Source organism: Citrobacter sp. T1.2D-1 (assembly GCF_950098555.1).
GTDB classification, from domain to species: Bacteria; Pseudomonadota; Gammaproteobacteria; order Enterobacterales; family Enterobacteriaceae; genus Citrobacter_A; species Citrobacter_A telavivensis.
Genome location: NZ_CATNHH010000046.1, coordinates 1 through 428 on the forward strand (window position 1 = coordinate 1; position 428 = coordinate 428).

At 65.9% G+C, this 428-nt stretch carries 1 protein-coding gene; it reads right to left on the reverse strand.

Annotated features, from left to right (window positions below; all coding sequences use genetic code 11):
- Window positions 1-428: 3-hydroxyacyl-CoA dehydrogenase family protein (locus QQZ17_RS21135; protein WP_284554163.1), on the reverse strand; the 428-nt coding region annotated here is incomplete at both ends.

A 428-nucleotide genomic window follows, 5' to 3' on the forward strand; every position in this document is an offset into this window, starting at 1 on the left:
CTCTTGCTGGGTGGGCTGGTTCGCCACCGGCGGGTAGAGCTTGGTGAGCTCGGGCCACAGGGTCTTTTCCTTGCCGTTGTAGTCGTACAGGCCCTTGCCGGTCTTCTTGCCGATGCGGTTGTGCGTGCCACCGATGTTCTGCAGCACGGCGGCAGCGGGGTGTTCCGGCACGGTCTTGCCTTCGGCGATCAGGTCCTTGCGGGTCTGCTCGGCGATGTGCAGCGACAGGCCCAGCGAAACCTCGTCCTGCAGCGCCATCGGCGGCATGGGCATGCCCGCCTTCAAGCCAGCGACCTCGATGGAGCGCGGGTGCACGCCCTCGCCCAGCATGGCCAGGCCTTCCATGATGTAGGTGGCGAACACGCGCGAGGTGTAGAAGCCGCGGCTGTCGTTGACCACGATCGGGGTCTTGCCGATCTGCAGCACGT